Here is a 19,681-nt window from a genome sequence, read left to right on the forward strand (position 1 = left end):
GACCCCGCAGGAAGTGGTTTTCTTCCGAGGAGGCTGAGGCCGTGCCCGCGGAAATCAACTGCGGCAGTAATTGCACATTTTATACTTGTGTACAACGATCTTTTATGTTTATCAAGGTTGTCAAGCCAACAATTAGAAACATTTTGGGTTGATCAAAGTTAACTGTTTGAGCTTATTTTATTGGTGCGAAAGTTGAGTTATTATCATTTAATTTATCTCTTTATTCATTAATTTTAGTATGCTATCAACCAATTCATTGGCTGTGAACCGTGAACTTGGGCGTATTATTCGATGAAAGCTAAACCTATTCACCATATTAGCTGAAAATTTAAAGTGCCAATCCAATAGACCAGAACGATGTAACATAAAATTTCGGTATGTATTATGGTAAAGAATTGGAAACCGTTCTAATTTCTGTATAGGAACTATTTCAATTTCACTTTGATCTGTTTTAATTAGCTCAAACATCCCTGCTAAGGGCATGGGTTTATCAGAAAAATGGTTGGTAACAGGAATTGCAAATTTTGTTTCCCGATCATAAATTGGTCTAAACTGATTAGATTCCATACCAAACTGATCTAAGCTTTTCTGCCATAATTTTTGCTGTGGATAAGAAGGTGTGACAAACGGAATATTGTCCTTAGATAACGTCACCGCTATAACATCATCTGTAAGTAATGGAAAACCCCGGTTTAAAAATGCGGAAGCTAGTGTTGACTTTCCTACACCGGAATCTCCTACAAATGCATAGGCTTTCCCATCAATCGCTATGGCACTTCCGTGTATAGGTAGTACTTTCCGTTGCATGAGTGCTACGCCTAAACACGTTCCAAGAAGATACAGTCGAATCTGATCATCGTTTGACCCTTCTAAAGGGGAGAATGAAATAACCCTTCCGTCTTCAATCTGATAAATGGCCACACCCGGAACTCTAACCATACAAAGGTTTTCTTTAATATAGTAATAGGAGTCCGGTTCGGCAGACTCCAACCATAGAGTGGATAAATCTTTTTTCTTCATTATTAAATCTGATTCACAATCTTGATGACTAATTTGCTTTAGTTCAGGTAATGGAAAGTCACTTGAAATTGTTAACCCAAATGCTGCATAGGATACAATTTTAGTAGTTTTGTACATGGATTACTCACCTACTTTTTATAGTAAACAAAATATTACAAGATTGAGACGTAAAGTTCCTATTCATGCTTCATTAAGTAATCACTTGAATTAAAGAATAACCCTTATACAAATTGATAGGTATAAGGGTTACTGGTAATCATCTAGCAGAAATCAACCTAAGTAAGACATCGTTTTGTTGGGGAAATAATAGAATTTCCCCAATATCTTTAATGAAGACAAAGTTAACTTACGTAAAAGTAAATAATTCTTAATTTAGGTAGATTAACTTTCCGTTGGTTCTGGTTCAGGTTCAGGAGCATATTCCCTCCCAATAAAAAACCCATCCCACGAGTCGCCTTTCCACTTTGCCATTGTCTCTTTAATATCCAACAATTCCAGTTTTGGCTCTTTCCATTCCTTTTTCATATGTATCACCTCCTTCAAGGTCAAATGATTGTAGAAATCGATAGACTATAATGCCACGCATGAGCATTCTTAGTTCAGGGTTAAAAGCTGAATCTCCCTTTGGCACTTTTATTGTTGTTGAAAGGGCATTGCTGATCGATTCCATATTGATATATTGTGCTACATCTTTATCTCTTAACAGCTGTTTCACTTCTTCAATAAAATCAGTCCAGCAAGGTATCATGCGATGAAGCCAATCAGCTGCTTGAAGACCGAATTTTGTTTGGTTTAACCTTACTTTATCCGGCAAATACCCCTTTGTTGCATTTCTGATTAGTGCCCGATCCATTCCGTTATTAATAAATTGATCCAATGGTAGTGACATGCAATAATTAATCACCCGGATATCATTGGTTGGATCACGCATCAATAATCCATACTGCAAGGATAATTTAGAAAAAGCTATTCCGTTTGAATTCCAAATAAATTCGTTACTAATAATGTGTTTCCTTATATTAAAAATTGTGAGATCGGTGAATCCATCTACTCCAATTCCATATTTTTGAAGTTTATCAAACACGTTCATTTTTTTAGCAAAACTCGGATTTATGAGCATCGGAAATTGATATTCATCTTCATGGTTCAAAAAGGGAAATGCCTGTTTACCTATAAGTGGAAGCAACTTTTTCCTTCCCACACCGATGTTTCTGCTATAAGCCTTAAGTTCACATGCAAATCGAATCCATTTCATACGCTTTAATAAATAACCATAATATTCTAACGCTGGCCCCCAAGATATCGTAAAGTTTCCCCTGGCTCCGGTTAATAAAATTCCAATACCATCTTTACTTGCTTGTTCAATAATTCCCTTCATCCAGAACGAATTCTCAAAGAATTTATAGGGCGTTTCGATAATATCCAGCCAGTCATCGATATCTGTATAAGAATTTTTGTTGTTAAGGCACAAATAATGATCTTTAATATTCCTTACATAATCAATGGTTGCACGAATATAGGGACGTTCGTCGGGGAAATAGGTTCTTGATGTATAATCTTCAAAATCCTTTACAGGAATAGAGCTGTAGGTATGTAATTTTTTATTTTGCTTTTGTAACGTTTTTACTGCAAAACTAACAACCGAACCTGAATCGAGACCACCACTCAATTGTGAGCCAACGTCTTTAAATGTACGTAAACTTGAATCAACTGCTTTTTGAAAAATATCACGGAAAGCCTCAATATATTCTTCATCACTTTTAAATCTTATTTTTTCGTCAAATGATAGTAATTGATATTTAGAAAGCTTAACCTGGCCATTTATCACAGAAATCGTATGGGAAGGTGGAACTTGTTGAATATCTTTTATGGCCGTTTTTGACACATCAACGGCATCAATCATATTCGAAATTGCCAAATACTCAGCGAGCCATCCTTCATTTAACTGCCTTTTTACGAAAGGCAACCTTAATAATGGTTCCATCACTGTACAAAAAGCAAATCGCTGATCATTATGGTAATAATAGAGAGATCTCGTCCCAGAAAAATCCCTTGCTCCAAATAGCTTTTGACTTTTTCCATCCCAAATCATAAAGGTAAAATCACCAATCAAATGTTTTACAACTTCATCTTCCCATTTAGAATACGCAAGGAGAATCAATTGACTATCTGGCATTATTTCTCCTTCCCCACGATGAACTCCTAATTTATCAATTAATTCTTCCCGATTATCAATCATTGCATCTGACGTAATTGCCAGCTGTCTTTCATAATCATACAAAGGAAGTTGTTCACCGATCGATTCTGGCGTAATCCACTGTGCATGGCACCCTAAAAGTACATTTTCCTTGTTCCAGATTTGTACGTCATCTGCAGGAAATTTCCTTAGTGCATGCACCATTTGTTGTCCAAGAATTATAGGAACAGTGTCTTTTTCGTAAAAAATCCCAGCAATTGCACTCATCATATCCCCCATATAACATATATTTCGTTCATTATTAAGAACATTTCGTTCAAAAAAATACACAGAAGACTTAAATTTATATAATGTTCTTTATAAAGAACATTATATATTTAAATTACCATCCACATACTTTTTTGTCAATATTTTTTTGAAATTTTATAAATTGCCCTTCTCTACTATACTCGCCATCAATTCTTTGTTGGGATAATCTGATTCCTCAAATTGCGTTATAACCCCTTCTACATCATAATCCACCCTAACTATCGAAGTGTTATAACTATTCTCACCAATATCCAAAATCACATACGATGCCTTCTTCACCCCATCAAAGGGTAAGCCCACACTTCCTGTATTTACAACACTCTTGCCGTCTATATACCTTATATAAGGCTTGTGAATATGTGCATAAATATAAATATCTGCACCATCTTTAGTCATTAATTTTTCATTAAGAACTTCATCACTTTCAAAAGGCTGCACTATTTCAAACAAACTATCTGGTGTCGCATGAAATGCATGGATTTTCGCATTTTCATATTCCAAATTCAGTTCTTCAGGAAGATTCCTAAGATATTCTATTTCCTCTGAACTTAACTTTGAATAGATCCAGTCACGTTCCTTATTCATCATTGATAATGCTTGTTCTGGAACCTCTCCCTCTCGTACACCACGTACTACCCATTCATCTGCATTGCCTTTTATAACATCGGTATTTAGTTGCTTTACCAATTCGATGGATCGTTTAGGTTCACATCCTCTAAAGCATAAATCACCCAGTATAAATATTTTTTGAATGTCTTTTTTGTTAATATCCTCCAGCACTGCTTCCAGTGCAGCGGCATTGCCATGTATATCAGCAATAAAAGCCAGTTTCATATCGATCACCTTCCCTTATATATTTTTACCCTTCCAAAACTTCTTACCCTATTCAGTCGACGTTTTAACAATATATATATCAAAAAGATGGGAGATGGTCATCAACGACTCTAAACGAACCATCTCCAGATCCTGTTAAACTAAAAACTAGATATTTATTGGTGCTCTTCCAGCAGTCTCAAGCCATGCTGTTAATGCTAGACTCCCGGGTAACTCAACATCATCAAGGGTGATCATTTCCCCTTCTGCCACTTCTCTTTTCATAACTGTGTTTACTAGTATCCCAATGGGAACATGATCCTTATTCAGAGTCATCTTAATCGCTTCTCCTCTAACCTGAAAGCTGCCAATGCCTTTTTTGATTTTCTCACCAGGCTTCAGTGTCCTTTTAGCAATCGCTGCCACACTCACCGTAGGATTTTCTCCATTATTCAATAGCACCCCGCCACCACTTATCACCCGTTTAATCGTTTTTACAACCTCTAAATGGCAAAGGTGGTGGTTTTGAAGAATCGTATAATATGGACCTTCCCCCATCTTAAGGTATCTAAGTGCATCTTTTTGACGGCTATCATGTTCTGCTGTGATAAATACGCCTGGAGGAGCTTTCGGTGCCACGACAAACTCGGAGATGGGATAACCTAAACGTTTTGCCTCTTCAGCTAATTCTTCTCCGGTTTTATTCAGGTCATCTGAACTAGGTGCTAGTAACCCATCAACAGCAATCCCGGCACCAAGTCCATTTGCAACAAGTGCTTGTTCTACCTGAACTTTTGTTCCGTCTGTAAAAGATGTTGTCATGTCAATACGTACACCATTTTTCTTGGAGAAATATTTCATATCTTCAATGTTTGGATCAAGCTTAAGAAATCCTTTTATATTTCCATAAACTAACGGCTTAAAACCCATCTGAACTACATTCTCATGTAATGAAGCTAAACATCCCGGCTGATCTCCCTCTGCTTCCGTAATGAACCCTCTTTTGGCAAAATAAGAGCCTGTTGTCACCTGCAGCTCAGCATTCATCGTGATAACAGGAATCGATGCCTTAATGGCCATATCAATTACATCCGTACCATAAATAACATCTCCACTACATTCTACTATTAAGTCGCAGCTCTCAATGAATTCCTCAACCGAATTCGTAAGTGCTTTAGGGAATGGGTAGTCATTCATTGTATTGATATCTCGTCTGGTTAAAACCTTTGATAGTTTCAACCCAGCTTGCTTCTCCACTTCAATCGCTATTCCCTTACCAATTAAACCTGTTCCAGCAATACCGACTCTCATAATATTTTGCATTTCAATTGCCTCCTAATGAATATGTTTGTTATAAAGAACATTTGGATTAAAAAAATAGAAATCCAGTTCTAATTTATTGCTTAATCATGACTATTTCAGGTTCTGTATATTTAAAATTTATTTCTGCATCTTGTAATAACGGTTGTTTCGCATCTTTCTCTGATAAAATTGGCCTAACCGTTGGCCAATCAATAGAAATGTTAGGATCATTCCATAGGATTCCTTTATCGTTCTTTGGAGAGTAATATTCATCCACTTTATATTGAATATTTGTATTTTCCGTTAATGTACAAAATCCATGTGCAAATCCTTTTGGAATGAAAAGCATTCGATGATTAGCTTCACTTAACGTTAGACCAAACCATTTACCGTATGTTGGTGAACCTTTACGGATATCAACCACAACATCATATATTGCTCCAGTAATAACCGTAACGAGTTTTGTTTGGGCTTTTGGGTTTAATTGATAGTGAAGCCCTCTTATCGTTCCTTTTTCTACTGACATAGAATGGTTATCCTGAATAAACTTTTCATTAATACCGTTGGCTTTTAACTTTTCATAATGATAAGATTCCATAAAAAAACCCCTATGATCACTAAAAACCTTTGGGGTGATAACTTTTACCTCATCAAATACGGTTTTATCAATTTTCAAAATAAACACCTTCCATCTCTAAAATTTATGACAGGAATTATATTTATCACTGGTTTATATATTCTCTACCTTTTATACTCTCCCACCACCATTGATTATTTACGTACCATTTTATCGTTTCTTCTAGTCCCTGTTCCAAGCTGTAATTGGGCTTCCAGCCAAGATCATCCATAATTTTATTAGGTGCAATTGCATATCGCCAATCATGCCCTTTCCTATCTTTAATATATCTTATTAAATTCTCGGATTTACCTAATTGGTTTATTATTTCTCTAATAATTTCAATGTTTTGCTTTTCGTTATGACCGCCAATATTATAGATTTCTCCAGGCATTCCTTTATGAAGAACCAAATCAATTGCACTACAGTGATCATCTACATGTAACCAATCTCTAACATTTAAGCCACTTCCGTAGACAGGCAGCTCTTTATCCTCGATTGCGTTTAGAATCATTAACGGAATTAACTTTTCCGGAAATTGATAGGGACCATAATTATTTGAACATCTTGTAATGTTACTATTCATTTTGTAGGTTTCATAATATGCTTTTACTAAAAGATCTGCAGCCGCCTTACTTGCTGAATAAGGACTACTTGGTGCTAATGGGGTATCTTCTGTGAAATACCCTTCATCACCAAGGCTTCCATATACTTCATCCGTGGAAATTTGGATATACTTATCTATATTATTTTTACAGGCAGCATCAAGAAGCGTTTGTGTACCTAACACATTGGTTTTGACAAAAACACCTGGATTCTCGATACTTCGATCCACATGTGATTCAGCGGCAAAATTTATCACAACAGAAACCTCAAATCTTTTTATAACAGCATTCACTAATTGATCATCTGTAATATCTCCTCTGACAAAATGATATTGAGTCCAATCCTCTATATCTATTAAATTATCGGTCTTTGCTGCATATGTTAATTTATCTACATTTATAACATTATAATTTGGATATTTTCCTAACATATATCTGATAAAATTACTTCCAATAAACCCCATGCCACCGGTTACTAATATATTCATTGTATTTTCCTCCACCTATTTACTAATCACGATCCATTAGATGTTATGAATTACTTTACTAAGATTCCTTCTTTCTCTTTTTCTCTACTCATCTCCACAATTCGAATTAAATACTGCCCATATTCACTCTTTTTTAGAGGCTCTGCCAATTCCAGTAACTGTGACGCCGAAATATACCCTTTGTTATAAGAAATTTCCTCCAAACAAGCCACTTTCAAGCGTTGCCGTTTTTCAATTATTTCAATAAACTGAGAAGCCTCCAACAATGATTCATGTGTGCCTGTATCCAACCAGGCAAATCCACGTCCCAGCAATTCCACATTTAATTGATCCCCTACTACGTATTCTTTTAGAATGTCGGTTATTTCCAGCTCGCCTCTGGCTGATGGCTTTACACCTTTTGCAATGTCCACCACTTGGTTATCAAAGAAATATAAGCCTGTTATCGCATAATTGGACTTTGGAAAATCCGGTTTTTCTTCAATCGATATTACCTTTCCACTTCCAGCAAATTCCACAACACCAAATCGTTCAGGATCTTTGACATTATAGCCAAAGATTGTAGCCCCATTTAATTGTTTGGCTACCCTTTCTAAATGTGAAGTAAATTCATGTCCATAAAAGATATTGTCACCTAAAATTAAAGAAACATCGTCCTTGCCAATAAAGTCTTCGCCAATGATAAAAGCTTCCGCTAGTCCATTTGGCTTTCCCTGAATGGTATAGGATAAATTAATCCCCAACTCTGAACCGTCCCCTAACAACTGTTCAAATCGGGGCGTATCCTCCGGGGTCGAAATAATGAGGATATCCTTAATACCAGCCAGCATTAGCACCGAAATCGGATAATAAATCATTGGTTTGTCATAGACTGGCAGCAGCTGCTTAGAAATAGATCTTGTCAATGGGTATAGCCGTGTTCCGCTTCCTCCAGCTAGGATGATACCTTTCATAGAGCCACACTCCTTATATTTAATTTTTCCCATAAAAAAACACACTCCTTTTTTAAAAGAATGTGATTACTGCAGATATGTTGTTTTTTATTAAGCTATTTTTGCTTTAACCTTCTTTAACCGTAAGATTGAATTAAGTTTATAATAGACGATTGCTAATAAAGGGACATTTGCCAGTATCCTTGCCATTACCTTCTGTTTATTTGTTAAGTATTGATTTGATTTGAATCTGTTTACCACCATTTTCATATGATCACGTAATATCCTGATGTATTTATAATTTTCTTTAAGACTAGTTTTATCATTAATTATATACATCAATATATCTATACAGGAAAGATAATGTTTCAATGTCACCAACTCACATACATCCGGATGATATTTCTCTATATAAGAGTAGGTATCTTCATAGTTCGTCAATATATCTAACTTCTTCACTGTGAACTTATTTAAAATACTCTGCGTAATCCCGGATTTCCGTAAATAATGATGGTATAACGGAGACTCAATTACAGCGATTTTATTCGCCAAGGAATAGGTTTTGGATAAAACCGCTTCATCTTCATATGCCCTGTTAGCCGGAAATTTAATTTCACTGAAAATATGTCTTTTAAATAACTTGTTCCATACATTAAAGCTTGTAAAATTATGTTCGTATGTTAATTTGATAGCCTCATTACTATCATATACCTTAACCCTTTTGGTGTTAGGTTTTTCTTTCACAAGTTTATAGTTCTCATTATAGATATTAAATAAGCATGCACTTATATCTGCGCCATTTTCTTCGCATAGATTATACAGTATCTCAAGCATATCTTGTTCAATCCAGTCATCCCCATCAACGAAACCAATATATTTCCCAGTTGATTCTTTAATTCCGATATTCCGCACTTCTGCTAATCCCTTATTGCTTTGATGAATCACTTTTACCCTTCGATCCTCTTTTGCAAAATAATCAATGAAGCTTCCTGAATTATCCGTGGAACCATCATTGATTAACAATAATTCAAAATCCGTAAATGTTTGGCTCAAAATGGACTCTATACATTTTTGTAAAAGATTTTCCTGATTATAAACTGCCACTATAATACTTATCTCAGGCATGTCACACCTCCTTTTCATTAAATTATTCAATGCAGTACATTTCTTAGTTTATAATAAAAGAAACCTGTTAATGGCCATGTAGATAATAACCTTGCCAGCAATAATTGTTTTCTACTAAGGAATTGATTATTGGTAAGTGTGCTCTTGATTTCTTTAATTTCCTCACAGACTCTTTTAATATGCATTGCTTTTTGGGGTACATCCTTTGCATTTACACAATCTACAAAAATACCTCGCAAGGAATTATAATAATCAGCTGTTAGTATCTCACACATTTCTGGATATCTACTTTTCATAAATTGGATTGTTTCATAGTAATTTTGTACAATGTGAAACCGCTTCTCGGTAAAGTTATCCCGGGTAATGCTGGAATCGCTATGGTTATAGTTGTACAGCGCTAACTGTGTTGAAACAATCCTATTGGCCTGTTCAAAAGCACGATACATTATTGCAGCATCTTCATATATTCTCCCACTAGGAAAGCGTATATTTTCAAATATATGCTTGCTGAATACCTTATTACAGACAGAAAAACCTATTAAATTCCCCTCGTATAATGATTTTATTGCAAGCTTACGATCATAGAGATTAATTTGTTCACTCAACTCCATTCTTTTTTGGAATTTATTATTTCTGATAGTATTTATTAAACAGGTGCTAATGGCTGAATGGTATGTTTCACATAAATGAATCAAATGGTTATACATATTAGATTCTATCCAATCATCCCCATCTACAAATCCAATAAAATCCCCCTTAGCTGCTGTTATTCCTGTGTTTCTGGCATCCGATACACCACCATTACTTTTATTAATTACAGTAACACGTTTATCCTTACAGGCATAGCTCTCGCAAATTTTAAGACTTCCATCTGAAGAACCATCATTCACAAGGAGTAACTCGAAGTCAGAAAATGTTTGAGCCAATATGGAATCGATACATTTTGCTAAATATTGCTCTACATTATAGATTGGAACTATAATACTTAACTTTGGCATCAACTAACCTCCTCGTAATAGCTTTCATTTATCACGCATTAACGGGCTGTAATACCCCCACCTCCAAGCGTGAGAGCTTCCATTACTGATTGGTCCAATCTATTTTCAACATCAACTATTTTTCCTTTACTGATTTTATAGACGATGTCACAATTTTCTATGGTAGTTAATCTATGTGCAATAATAATTAGCGTTTTTTCTCCTTTCAATCCATCGATAGCTTTCATAATTTCTTTTTCCGTTTTATTATCTAAAGCCGACGTTGCTTCATCCATAAATAGGATTTCCGGATTATGATATAGTGCCCTTGCAATTCCAATCCGCTGACGTTGTCCACCGGATAAGCGAACACCTCTTTCTCCAACACTCGTTTCCAATTTCTCGGGTAGTTGTTCCACAAATTCTTTAAGCTGTGCCTGTTCCAGCGCTCTCCATACTTCTTTATCATTAATATCTTGACTTTCTATACCAAAAGCTACATTCCCACGAATGGTATCATCAGATAAGAATATAAATTGAGGTATATATCCGATTTTTTGCTGCCATTCCTGTTTTTGTTCTAATAATTTCCGGTTATCCACCAACAAATAGCCCGTTTTGGGAGTCAATAATCCCAGGATGATATCAACTATGGTACTTTTTCCAGCACCTGATTCCCCAACAAATGCAACAGATTTGCCAATCGGAATATTTAAAGAAGCATTTTGGATTGCGTACTCTTTTTGATTTGGATACTGGTAAAATACTTCCTTCAACTTTATCGAGTCAAAGAAGGATTTATTAGTCGATTTTTTTATTCTTTTTGAAACGTCTTTCATACATTCATCTTTTTTATTATTTTCAAACAAATCTTCAATCACTACAGTTAAAGCAGGTTGATTTACCCGTATAGCTGTAATTAATGCAATTAGACGAGTAATGGAAGGCATAAGCCTAAAAGCGGCCATGGCGAATAATGCCATAATGGAAACTAACTCTTGAGAATTGGAACCTTGAAATACAATCACAAGCATGGTGATTAGGACCGTTGAGACCAATATTGTTTCAATAAATAGTCTTGGTGATTGCTCCAGCATTTTTAAGTATCGTCCATTATTTGCTCTAATTTGACTTTGCGCCGTATAAGCATTCACAAAGAATTTCTCTTTACCCGAAACTTTAACTTCTTTAACTGCTCCTAAGGCCTGATTAACCCATTTAATCATTGTCCCACCTACTTTTTGCTGTTCCTCGCCAAGTTGAGTGATTTTTTTTCGAAAAATTTTAAAGAAAATCAAAATACTACTTGTCAATATAGCTGCTGCAGTCAAAGTTGCTAATGGCTCTGTAAAGATAAGTAATAATAATATACAAGCAATAATAAGTGTTTCTGTAATCAACTGAAAAACAGACATGATGATCCCTTGAAACACTTTAGGTACTTCTATATTAATATTCCTGAGCAAGTCGGATGAATTCTTTTGTAAATGGAACGTATAAGGCTTTGTCAAATATTCCCTTAACATGGCACTGGACAATTTAACTTGTTGATTTAAAATCACTCTATTCTGTGCATAGAAAAAAAATAATAAATACATATTTTTAATAACGAAAACGGCTAATAAGATGATGACTGAAAAAATGATAAACGCACTTGATGATTGAAAGTCGAACATATTATATATATAGGCAAGCATCGCCTGTTCTTGGATCATCTGAGGGTTCGTTACTATGCCTACTAAGGGTACAATTAAACCGATTCCTAACGTTTCCAGTATTGCAGCAAATATCATCATTAGAAATAAGATAAACAGCTTCTTCTTTTCCTTGCGATTAAAAAGGAGAAGTAGTTTTTTCATTTTATCCTGCAAATAGCTCACACCTTTTGTTAATGTTTTCTACCGAGAGGTCTTTTCCTTAGTAAATAATTGCTTTCTTGGTCATTCCTTTGCTGTTCGGGGTAAAATAATTAAATTCAACAGGACAATGAATAGCTTCTGTTTTTAGGTTATTCGAAAATCTTTCACATAAGTTCCTATCATCCAATAGCCTTTTCACACCGTTATAAATTGAATTCTCATCAACATTTACTATCAACCCAGTATTTCCATCCTTTATTTGTTCCTTTGCTCCAGTGAAGTCAGTTGTAACTAAAGGCTTTCGTAATAACCTTGCTTCAGCTAAAGTTATACAGTAACCTTCATGCCTAGAAGGCTGAACATACACGTCGCATTGTTTGATATAAGGATATGGATTAGAATCAGCTCCCAATAAGATAAATGTATCATGTAGATTATATTCATCAATTAATTTTTCATAAAAATTCCTTGCTTCACCTTCCCCCACACAATACCACTTGACCTTATAGCCATCTTCCACTAACTTGGCTAATACTTTTATAGCAAGATCCTGCCCTTTTTCTATTGCCAGCCTACCTACAGTTAGTATTCTCACTCCTTCGAAATTGTCTTTAAAACCAGTGCCTTTTGTTGCCAGTGCATGGATCTCTTCTGTTCGAATTATATTTGGAAAAACAGCTACTTTTTCTCTTAATTCAGGTAACAATTTTTCAATCTTCATTTTGCCTTCTTTAGAAACTACGAAAATCTTATCAAAGCATTGATAAATTCTGTTGACAAACCTTTTATCAAACCCTACTTTTGTTACATCAAAATGTATCCATTGTATTTTCTGTTTAGCTTTTATTTTATTTATAACAAAATAGCTTATGAAGTCCATTGGACCAGCATAAGCTACGGCAATATCGAATTCTTTATTCAATTCAGGATATTTTTTAAGAAGGCTTTTAAAAAAGATTCTTCTATCTTTTGTTGCTTTTAAAATAATGTGTAGGCTTAATAAACGAAGTCCATTAATGATTTTCCTATTCTTGAACAATCGTAATATAGTTTCTTTCGGTGGATAATTTAAATTGCTTTCAATTTCTTTAAATCCTTCAAAACAAATTACCTCCACATCATTTGGGATATCATGTAAAAATCCACCCCTTTTTAATAATAATAAAATAGTTATATCATAATGCTCTCGCGGAAGTGTTGCTATCAAGTTCAGCAAGGCCTTTTCGGTTCCACCGACGTTCATATCAATTACCATGAATACTATTTTTTCTTTCATCAATAATCACGCTTTCTTTTTCGATTTACCCAATTAGCTGATAGATCTTCTCCACCTCCTCAAGATTGCCCTTTTTCTCCGTTTTTTGATACTGTATAATACTTTCTCTTAAAGGTCGATTGTCAATGAGCTTTAAGATACCTTTATAAACTGCATCTGCATTCATATCCACAACAAGCCCATTTTTACCATCAACCATTTGGCTATAAACTGCATCAAATCTTGTTGTGACAACTGGAATATTGAGCATTCGCGCTTCGGCTATTGCGAGACCAAATCCTTCAAACTTTGATGTTTGAACATAAATATCGGCATTTTTAATAAATGGGTATGGATTCGCTTTTACCCCAAGAAGAATAAAGTAATCTGACAAATTATTATCCTTTATGTATGTTTCTACTTCTTCCTTTAAAGGACCTTTACCCAGTGCATACCATCTAAAGTTAATGCCCGCATCCCTTAACTTTTTACAAGCATCCAAAGCATAATAGTATCCTTTTTGATGAGCAAGTCTTCCGATCGTTAATATCCTTATCCCATCAAAGTTATCTTCAAAGCTTTTTCCAATTGCAGCCATGTTAGTGATAAATTGAGGATTATTAATATCGTATACAACATCAATTTTTTGGGAGTACTTTGAAAACGTTTCTAAGAAAATCTCTTTTGTTGATTCAGATACAGCAACAACCTTATCGTATTGGTCATAATATTTTGCTTGAAAATGTTTTTCGTTAAGATCCAATCTGTAGCTAACATTCACCCATGCAATTTTCCTCTTTGCCTTCACTTTTTCAGCTACATAGAAAGTTGGTACTCCTTGAGCATAACTAATAGCTACATCGTAATCTTTTGTATTGTTTTCTATCACTTTTGAAGTGCTCTGCCAAAACAACCTCGCCTTTTGTGCGTTACTATATTTTTTCTTACGTAAAGCTGATGAATATTTTAGTCTGGATAGCAGCATTTGATACTGCGAACCTTTAAAGGATGCTCTGATCGCATCATTCAAACGCAAATTTGAAAAGTTTGTGTAGCTCAAAGGTTTTAGTATCTTCACTTCTTTCGGAACTAACTGCTCCAATTCCTTCCCATGGGCAAATAGCAATAAGTCAACAGTGAACCGGGAGTAATCTAATAGCCCTAATAGTGTTACTAAACTTTTTTCTGCACCTGCGCAATCCAATGAATCTATTACAAATAATAAACTCCTTTTCATAGTTTGATAATCACCTCACTTATAGTAAAAACATTTAGCTATTAGAGGACGTTCAAAAAGTCCGGTAAAAATGACACATCGATGTTTCTAGTTGGCGATAGTGGATCTTCTACTAAGACCGTCCACGTCCTGTGGGCAACGTAGAAGTCAGCACATCCTGTGCAAGCCCGTTTCTCACGTATTAATTGCATACGTTCCAGTACTCAAAGCTACGCCGCCTCGAACTTCTCGGTCCTTTTTATCCTCCTTTTTGAACAAGCACTATTAAGTCCTTTATATTGATTGCTGATTTTCATGATGTTTTGATTGGACATTTTTGATTAAGTCAAATAATGAAGGACTTACACTAAATAGCACAAACATTAATTTCTGTTTGAAGCCTATTTTCTTATGTCTTAATAAAAAAATTAGAGTCCTGTCAAATGTGCGTTTTAATTGTTTTAACTCCTTATCTACACCGCTTAAACTTGACTTAGCTAAATAATAGTACCAAAAAAACTTTTCCATATAATGGATGAGTGCTTTTTGATGTAAATCCCGCTCTTTTATCCTTCTAAAAAATACCTCCCTGGCCTTTAAAGCATATACCGCATCCAATCTTTTAATTGAAAAGGAACTGGTTTGACTTCCCTTTCTTTGAACATAGTAATATAGTACTGTTTGAATATAAGTTGTTTTTTTACTAATATAATAGAGCTTGTGGGCAACAGTTTCATCGTCATTGATACTTCCAACTTCATATCTAATATCTTTAAATAAGGTTTTTTTATATAATTTATTCCAGGGGCAAACAAACGTAACACCATGATTCGTATACAATTGGTGTAAAGAGTTTATATTATCAAAATGCTGCACACTATAATCTTGATTATATTTCCTTGTACCAATACGACTGTCTTCTGCAACTTTGGCGAAGTCACAAACAACAATATCTGATTGATAAAGATTTGCCGTCTTATATAAGATTTCAAACATAAATTCATTTATAAAATCATCATTGTCAACAAATCCAATATAGTTACCTTTTGCTACTTCTAAGCCAGCATTTCTCGATGAAGCCACCCCACCATTCGCTTGATGAATCACTTTTACTCTACTATCCTTTTTAGCATATTCCTCACAAAATTCCCCACTTTGATCTGTAGAGCCATCATTCACAAGGATTAATTCAAAATTAGTGAAGGTTTGATTTAATATAGAATTGACACACCTCGGCAATAAGTCTTCAAGATTAAAAACAGGAACAATTATACTTATTTCTATATTCACGATACACCTCCTGGCAGAACATCCAGCTAAGCAATCTAATTCCTAAATACTTTTTTCACTTGATTTGAAAAAAGTAGTAAACGTAGATTGTAATTAATCGTAGAAATAATATATTTATACTTAACAGACAATAATTTATTTTTCATTAAGTCCTTATAATACCTATTTACGCTTTTCTGGATTTGGGTTAAGTACTTCCGCCTGTCAATTCGATCCGTTATTTGATCCAACACATAATAAACATTATCTACACACCAATATCCGTAGCAGGCATATACATCTGCCAACACTTGCGGATAATATTTTTCCATAAATTCCAATATTTCATTCCAGCCAATGAAAGCATCCAGCCTGCCTTGATGAAACTTCGAGGTTAAAATGCTATTGCTTCGTTTCACATATACATATCCAATAAAGTTAGAGTAGGTAATCTTTTCAGCATTCGCGAAAAGCCTGTAGGTCGTTGATAAATCCTCATGAATGCGGCCTTCCGGAAATTGAATATCCTTAAAGCAGCATTTCTTAAAAAGTTTATTGCAAAGGGAAAAGCGAAATAATTTCCCTTTAAAAAGCTCATGCAAAGCTTCCTTATTATTCATTTCTTTTAGATAGATACTTTCAGCCTGAGGATTTAGTATATCCCGATCAATTACCCTGCCCAATTTACAAATAGCAATATCACTGTTTGTTTTTCGACACATTTGATATAAACGTTCATACATGGATTCTTGTATATAATCATCTCCATCAACGAACCCAATATACTCGCCATTCGCCGCCCGAACCCCAGCGTTCCTTGCAGCACTAACCCCGCCATATTCCTTGTATATGACTTTAATTCTCGAATCCTTTTTGCCATATTGCTCACATATCAAACCACTCCCATCCGTCGACCCATCATTCACAACAATAACTTCAAAGTCAGTAAACGTTTGTGCAAGAATACTATCCAAGCACTTGCCAATATAAGCTTCAATATTGTAAACAGGAACAATGATACTTATTGCAGGATTCAACTTCAACACTCCCTTACAACCTTATCTTTTCCTTCACCACCGTCGACGAGACACCTTTCGTATACGGGAAATAAACAACATCCACACCGACCTGCTTAAACCTTTTCTCAACCGAAGCAAAAAGAGCACTTCCCTTCCAATCATCACCGACAAACATGACATCAAAAAGTAAATGCTCCCATGCAACAAATTTTTCTCTATTTAGTTGTGGAACTACTTGGTCAACGTACTTTATTCCCTCTACAATTGCTTTTCTATCCTCATAGGCAATGACTGGCTTTTTCTGTTTATATTCCATCACCAATTCATCTGTGCTGACACCTACAATGAGGTATTCACATTGTTCCTTTGCCCTTTTTAGAATATTCAAGTGGCCAACATGAAATAAATCGAAAACTCCTGTTGTATAGCCCACTTTATACCGCTTCATGCCTTTCACTCCTTTTTTTGCTGAAACAAATCTCCTGTAATCGTCTTGTTACATGTTCAGCTGCTTTGCCTTCTTCAAATGATCCAACATTCGCTAAAAACGCATTCAGCTTTTCTTTATAGCGCTCATAATCAAATTGCTCCAGTTTATCGAACAGGTCTTCATTGCTTATCGCACTACTAAACGGCAACGCATTTAGATCAAAATATAGCTTGCGATCCTGGCTTGTATATTCCTTGATGTCTGGCGTATAAAGGAAGCACGGTCGCTTCGTTATGGTGAAATCAAACATCAAGGATGAGTAATCGGAAATTAGTACATCTGCTATGAGCAGCAGCTCCTGGATATCATCATAACCAGTTACGTCAATAACATTGCATCCATCGGTTAACGGATGTGATTTATTCATTAGGTGTGGGTGCAATTTAATCAGGATGACCCATTCACCTCCATATTTGCTTGCCAGCTTTTCGGAGAGAAAAGAATAGTTCAAATCATACACCGATAAATTATTATCCTTTCTGAATGTTGGAGCATACAGCAGCACCTTGGAACCAGTTGGGATTTCCGCACTCTTTTTAATCGCTTTCTTTCGATCGGAATCGTTTCTAAAAAGTAAATCATTTCGAGGGGTCCCATGCTCAAAAATTTCCCCATCATACCAGAAGGATTTCTTGAAAATAGCTGTACTGTACTTACAACCTGATAATAATAAATCACACTTTAAAGAATCTAATTTCGCCATTTGCACATAGCTCTTAGGAAGCACATTCTCTGCATCCTGCTCAATTTGCTTTAGCCTTAGTGAACTATGCCAGGTCTGGATATAATACTGGTTTTTCCTTTTCACAAATAAGTCCGTTGTTCGAAAGTTTGTGATGACAACCTTTGCAGTACATATTTCATAGAAGTATCTGAAAGACATCGTTCTCACCTGTCTAATGGAATCCGGGAAATTCTCAGATTTGGGCTCGTTAAATGCCCAAACGATATCAAACTGATCTTTTGGATATTCCTTTTGCAGGTAATCAGTGATATATTTCGGATTGCATCCATAATTACTGCCATAATAACTAAACAGAAAAACTTTATTCTTTTTCAATGGCAGGAGATTACAGAGATAAATGATAATCAAAGCCGTTAGCTTCTTTATGCGTGCCATTTCCATTTTTTACAACTCTCCTTTCCCATCTTTCCATCCACCTGTTGGAATGTTGGTGGTGGCATTGGTAGTATTTTCATTGACCTAAGACCTTTTCTTAAGCCAAGGAAGATAATATTGAGATAAGGATGGATAGAAAATAAATATAATTGCTTTCTTAGCTGACGATCATTCGCTGCAGCTCTTTTAAATCGCTTGTAGTTATCTTGTATGTAAGACTGAATTTCTCTTCTGTGTACCCCAGTCTTATCTTTTTTTCTATTCCTGATAAGTAAGTTATAATGGATCAGACATGCCTTTAAAATCTCTTTATAAGATGCATTCTTCAACTCTTTATAATGCTCATCAATAAACTGATGCCTTGCTTTTAGACCCTTGATGATATCCAGATTTCTCGGGGTATATGCAGCAACGATGCTGTCATCCCTCTGGTAATAGTAGTACAACGGCTGATGCAGGAGTATAAAGGTATTTACGTTATGCATTACCTGATGTGCCCAAAAAACGTCTTCAAATAGTACTCCTTTTTTAAACGGAATATCCTTAATTAATTCGGTTTTATAAAGCTTCCCCCAAGCAAAGTTCTTCACTTTTTTATTTTCAACTAATTCCTGCATCAACAATTGATTATCCAATTGTATTGGTGCATCACCCCTACGATGAAATCGGTTGTCAATGAGCAGCTTTTCTTCATGTGCATAATAAAAAGCTGATTGGACGATATCAGCACTAAACTTCAGACAATAATTCACCAGCCATTCTATCATATTTTTTTCTAGCCAATCATCACTATCAACAAACATGGTATATTCCCCTGTTACCTGTTTTACTCCGTGATTTCTTGCATCTGACAGCCCACCATTTTCTTTATGAATAACGGTTATCCGGGGGTCCTCTTTTCGATAACCTTCTGCGATTTCCCCGCAATGATCCGGCGAACCGTCATCCACAAGAATTATTTCGAGGTTTTTATAGGTTTGATTTACAATACTTTCGATACAACGATGAAGATATTTCTCTACCTTGTAGATAGGAACAACAACGCTAACTTTTCCCTTATTTAACATCT

General features: G+C 35.3%; 18 protein-coding genes. All 18 read right to left on the minus strand.

The window, feature by feature from the left end:
* Positions 1–207 precede the first annotated feature (207 nt).
* The gene (locus tag AC6HVZ_RS09630) at positions 208–1,137 is read right to left on the minus strand and encodes an aldolase (protein ID WP_497557936.1); all 930 of its coding nucleotides are present in this window, start codon (positions 1,135–1,137) and stop codon (positions 208–210) included.
* Between the two features lie 264 nt (positions 1,138–1,401).
* On the minus strand, positions 1,402–1,545 hold the full coding sequence (locus tag AC6HVZ_RS09635) for a paeninodin family lasso peptide (RefSeq protein WP_497557937.1): 144 nt from the start codon (positions 1,543–1,545) through the stop codon (positions 1,402–1,404).
* Positions 1,499–3,484: an asparagine synthase-related protein gene (locus AC6HVZ_RS09640; protein WP_497557938.1), complete on the minus strand. Its 1,986-nt coding sequence runs from the start codon at positions 3,482–3,484 to the stop codon at positions 1,499–1,501. Before AC6HVZ_RS09640 ends, AC6HVZ_RS09635 begins: the two co-directional genes overlap by 47 nt.
* Positions 3,485–3,640: 156 nt before the next feature.
* Positions 3,641–4,360, minus strand: a complete 720-nt coding sequence (locus tag AC6HVZ_RS09645; protein WP_497557939.1) for a metallophosphoesterase family protein — start codon at positions 4,358–4,360, stop codon at positions 3,641–3,643.
* 147 nt (positions 4,361–4,507) lie between these two features.
* Complete coding sequence (locus AC6HVZ_RS09650) at positions 4,508–5,662, minus strand: NAD(P)-dependent oxidoreductase (protein WP_497557940.1); 1,155 nt, start codon at positions 5,660–5,662, stop codon at positions 4,508–4,510.
* A 73-nt stretch (positions 5,663–5,735) separates the two neighbouring features.
* Positions 5,736–6,317, minus strand: a complete 582-nt coding sequence (gene rfbC / locus AC6HVZ_RS09655; protein WP_497557941.1) for a dTDP-4-dehydrorhamnose 3,5-epimerase — start codon at positions 6,315–6,317, stop codon at positions 5,736–5,738.
* 46 nt (positions 6,318–6,363) lie between these two features.
* Complete coding sequence (gene rfbB, locus AC6HVZ_RS09660) at positions 6,364–7,350, minus strand: dTDP-glucose 4,6-dehydratase (RefSeq protein ID WP_497557942.1); 987 nt, start codon at positions 7,348–7,350, stop codon at positions 6,364–6,366.
* Between the two features lie 50 nt (positions 7,351–7,400).
* Entirely contained in the window at positions 7,401–8,303 is a 903-nt protein-coding gene (rfbA, locus tag AC6HVZ_RS09665; RefSeq protein WP_497557943.1) for a glucose-1-phosphate thymidylyltransferase RfbA, read from the minus strand.
* Positions 8,304–8,393: 90 nt separating this feature from the next.
* The gene (locus tag AC6HVZ_RS09670; RefSeq protein WP_497557944.1) at positions 8,394–9,407 is read right to left on the minus strand and encodes a glycosyltransferase family 2 protein; all 1,014 of its coding nucleotides are present in this window, start codon (positions 9,405–9,407) and stop codon (positions 8,394–8,396) included.
* Between the two features lie 26 nt (positions 9,408–9,433).
* Positions 9,434–10,405, minus strand: a complete 972-nt coding sequence (locus AC6HVZ_RS09675) for a glycosyltransferase family 2 protein (protein WP_497557945.1) — start codon at positions 10,403–10,405, stop codon at positions 9,434–9,436.
* 38 nt (positions 10,406–10,443) lie between these two features.
* The gene (locus AC6HVZ_RS09680) at positions 10,444–12,264 is read right to left on the minus strand and encodes an ABC transporter ATP-binding protein (protein ID WP_497557946.1); all 1,821 of its coding nucleotides are present in this window, start codon (positions 12,262–12,264) and stop codon (positions 10,444–10,446) included.
* A 37-nt stretch (positions 12,265–12,301) separates the two neighbouring features.
* Positions 12,302–13,519 (minus strand): glycosyltransferase, encoded by a 1,218-nt coding sequence (locus AC6HVZ_RS09685; protein WP_497557947.1) that lies wholly within the window; start codon positions 13,517–13,519, stop codon positions 12,302–12,304.
* A 25-nt stretch (positions 13,520–13,544) separates the two neighbouring features.
* A complete protein-coding gene (locus AC6HVZ_RS09690) occupies positions 13,545–14,735 on the minus strand; it encodes a glycosyltransferase (protein WP_497557948.1) in 1,191 nt (396 codons plus the stop codon).
* 273 nt (positions 14,736–15,008) lie between these two features.
* Entirely contained in the window at positions 15,009–16,004 is a 996-nt protein-coding gene (locus tag AC6HVZ_RS09695; RefSeq protein ID WP_497557949.1) for a glycosyltransferase family 2 protein, read from the minus strand.
* Positions 16,005–16,039: 35 nt separating this feature from the next.
* Entirely contained in the window at positions 16,040–17,020 is a 981-nt protein-coding gene (locus tag AC6HVZ_RS09700; protein ID WP_497557950.1) for a glycosyltransferase family 2 protein, read from the minus strand.
* Between the two features lie 13 nt (positions 17,021–17,033).
* Positions 17,034–17,450, minus strand: coding sequence for an FAD synthase family protein (locus tag AC6HVZ_RS09705; RefSeq protein ID WP_497557951.1), 417 nt, complete (start codon positions 17,448–17,450; stop codon positions 17,034–17,036).
* Positions 17,437–18,552, minus strand: coding sequence for a CDP-glycerol glycerophosphotransferase family protein (locus AC6HVZ_RS09710; protein ID WP_497557952.1), 1,116 nt, complete (start codon positions 18,550–18,552; stop codon positions 17,437–17,439). The genes AC6HVZ_RS09705 and AC6HVZ_RS09710 overlap by 14 nt, the downstream gene beginning before the upstream one ends.
* A 47-nt stretch (positions 18,553–18,599) precedes the next feature.
* Positions 18,600–19,679 (minus strand): glycosyltransferase, encoded by a 1,080-nt coding sequence (locus AC6HVZ_RS09715; protein WP_497557953.1) that lies wholly within the window; start codon positions 19,677–19,679, stop codon positions 18,600–18,602.
* Between the last annotated feature and the right edge of the window lie 2 nt (positions 19,680–19,681).

The organism is Oceanobacillus sp. NCCP-135 (assembly GCF_059698015.1).